Annotated in this window: 4 protein-coding genes; 3 read left to right on the top strand and 1 reads right to left on the bottom strand. The window is 34.1% G+C overall.

What is annotated here, in order from left to right:
* Nucleotides 1-169: 169 nt before the first annotated feature.
* Nucleotides 170-1141, bottom strand: a complete 972-nt coding sequence (gene ispB, locus CEX73_RS01130) for an octaprenyl diphosphate synthase (RefSeq protein WP_101626781.1) — start codon at nucleotides 1139-1141, stop codon at nucleotides 170-172.
* A gap of 199 nt (nucleotides 1142-1340) precedes the next feature.
* Between ispB and rplU the strand changes: the two genes are divergently transcribed.
* From rplU to cgtA, 3 genes are all read left to right on the top strand, one after another.
* A complete protein-coding gene (gene rplU, locus CEX73_RS01125) occupies nucleotides 1341-1652 on the top strand; it encodes a 50S ribosomal protein L21 (protein ID WP_101626780.1) in 312 nt (103 codons plus the stop codon).
* 23 nt (nucleotides 1653-1675) lie between these two features.
* Nucleotides 1676-1951 carry a 50S ribosomal protein L27 gene (rpmA, locus tag CEX73_RS01120; RefSeq protein WP_101626779.1) on the top strand — a complete coding sequence of 92 codons (276 nt, stop codon included), beginning with the start codon at nucleotides 1676-1678 and terminating at the stop codon, nucleotides 1949-1951.
* A gap of 43 nt (nucleotides 1952-1994) precedes the next feature.
* Nucleotides 1995-2877: Obg family GTPase CgtA (gene cgtA, locus CEX73_RS01115; RefSeq protein WP_101626778.1), on the top strand; the 883-nt coding region annotated here is incomplete at its 3' end.

The following is a 2877-nucleotide window of genomic DNA, read 5'->3' as shown; positions in this document are numbered from 1 at the left end:
TACTCAATAATTTGAGAACATTTGATAATGTTTTACTTTAACTTACAAGTTATCTAGTTATTTTTAATTTTGACTATTAGTTTTATAGAAATGATTAATTAATAATATATTTTCATTAAATGTTAATACTAAAAATATATATGTTATAAATATAAGTAAAAATTTGTGATTAAAAGTTACGTTGTACTGCTAAGTGTGCCAAACTTTCTAAAGCATCACGATAAGGAGAAGGAGATAAACAGGCAAGACAAGCTATTGCTTTATCAGCTTCTTTTTCCGCGCACCTACGTGTATATTCTAAAGACCCGCACTGCTGCATAGTTTCTAATATTATTTCTATAAAATTACGACCATTACCTTGCACTATGACTTGACGAATAAGTGATGTCTGTATAGGAGTACCATTGCGCATAGCATGTAGTAAAGGTAAGGTAGGTTTGCCTTCATTAAGATCATCTCCAATATTTTTGCCTATTGTATTACCGTTAGAACCATAATCGAGTAAATCATCAATTAATTGAAAAGCTGTGCCTAAATAGCGGCCGTAATCACGTAATGCTACTTCTTGACATGGAAGTGCACCTGCGAGAACAGCAGAAGATTGTGATGCAACTTCAAATAATCTGGCTGTTTTACTATATATTACTCGCATATAACTTTCGATAGTAACGTCTGGATCATGACAATTCATTAATTGTAGTACTTCCCCTTCTGCGATCACATTTACAGCTTCAGACATTAATGCAAATACTCGTAGTGATTGTAGTGTAATTATCATCTGAAAAGCACGTGTGTAAATAAAGTCACCTACTAATACACTTGCTGCATTACCAAATATAGCGTTAGCACTTGCTTTACCACGACGCATATTAGATTCATCGACTACATCATCATGGAGTAATGTGGCTGTATGAATAAATTCTATTAATGCAGCAATTGTTACATGTTGTTTACCATCATAGTTTAATGCCCGAGCTGTTAGTATAACGATCATAGGCCGGATACGCTTACCTCCTCCACTAATAATATAGTGTCCTAATTTATTAATTAAAACTATTTGAGAATTAAGTTGTTCATTAATCGCCGTGTTAACATTTGCCATATCGGACGCTGTAAGTTCAGTAATTTGTTTAATATTCATTATATTGTCAGAATTTTATTGTTACGTTATGTGTAATGCAGCACATAACACATAAAATCAAATGGCAAAAATGTTTTTGCTAATTGTACTAAAAAAACTTACAAGTGATAGTTTGATAAAAACTTGTTTTTCACAACATTTCGATGTATAATACTATTATTGTTGTAAAAATCATAATGCGGACAAAAAGGAGTTGTTTATGTACGCTATTTTTCAAAGTGGTGGTAAACAGTACCGAGTAAGGGAAGGTCAAACGATCCGCATTGAAAAACTGAACATAGCAACTGGTAGTACTATTAATTTTTACGAAGTAATGATGATGACTATTGGGGATAATATTTATATAGGTAATCCGATTATTAATAATAGTAAAATTACGGCAAGAGTAGTAGCTCATGGTCGTGGTGACAAATTAAAAATAATTAAGTTTCATCGTCGTAAACATTTCCGTAAGCATCAAAGTCATCGTCAATGGTTTACTGACGTTGAAGTGATGAGTATGAGCATTTAGTTTAATAAAATTAAAAGATACTTATGGCACATAAAAAAGCTGGTGGTTCAACACGTAATGGTCGTGACTCAGAGGGTAAGCGACTAGGGGTCAAACACTTTGGTAATGAAATAGTCAAAGCTGGTAGTATTATTATTCGTCAGCGTGGAACACAGTTTCATCCTGGAACTAACGTAGGATGTGGTAAAGATTATACACTTTATGCACTAAAGTGTGGAACAGTACATTTTTCGATTAAGAATAATCATTTAAAACACAAAAAACGTAATCTTGTGAGTCTTCTTACTCAGAAGAAATAATTTACTGCAAACATCAATGATAGTCTAACTAAAAATAGCAGAAATGAAATTTATTGATGAAGCATCTATTTTAGTCACTGCAGGTGATGGAGGTAGTGGTTGCATAAGTTTTCGCCGTGAAAAAGCCCTACCCTTTGGTAGGGCTGAAGGTGGAGACGGTGGAGACGGTGGTAACGTGTGGTTGCAAGCAGATGAAAATCTTAATAGCCTCATTGATTATCATCTAAAATCAAATTTCTGTGCAGACCATGGCAAACATGGTCAAGGTAGTAATTGTACTGGTAAACGTGGTAAAGATATTTTTATTAAAGTCCCGGTGGGAACAAGAGTATTTGATAAAAATACTAATGAAATCATAGGTGATATGATTTGTCATAAACAGCGTTTACTCGTTGCTAAAGGTGGCTTTCACGGCTTAGGTAATACTCATTTTCAATCTTCTGTAAACCGTACGCCACGTAAAAAAACTACTGGTACTAAAGGTGAGATACGTAGACTTCAGCTAGAGCTAATGTTGCTAGCTGATGTTGGTTTACTAGGTTTACCTAATGCTGGTAAATCTATGTTTATTCGCGCCGTATCAGCGGCTAAACCTAGAATAGCTAATTATCCTTTTACGACTCTAGCACCAAATTTAGGTGTAGTACAGATGAAGCATAAGCAGAGTTTCGTAGTAGCAGATATTCCAGGTATAATTAAAGGTGCTGCTTATGGCGCAGGTTTAGGGACTAGATTTTTAAAACATTTAGAACGTTGCCAAATTCTTTTACATATTGTTGATCTAGCCCCAATCGATCAATCTGATCCATTAGAAAATACTCACATTATTATTAATGAATTAAAACACTATAGCGACAAACTAGCGGCAAAACCATGCTGGTTAGTTTTGAATAAAATAGACCTTCTAAGTAAAGCAGAAGCAATAG

Origin of the sequence: Candidatus Palibaumannia cicadellinicola (genome assembly GCF_002855795.1) — a bacterium.
Lineage (GTDB): Bacteria > Pseudomonadota > Gammaproteobacteria > Enterobacterales > Enterobacteriaceae > Baumannia > Baumannia cicadellinicola_C.
The sequence above is the reverse complement of the archived record's forward strand: the minus strand, read 5'-3'. Positions and strand labels throughout refer to the sequence as shown.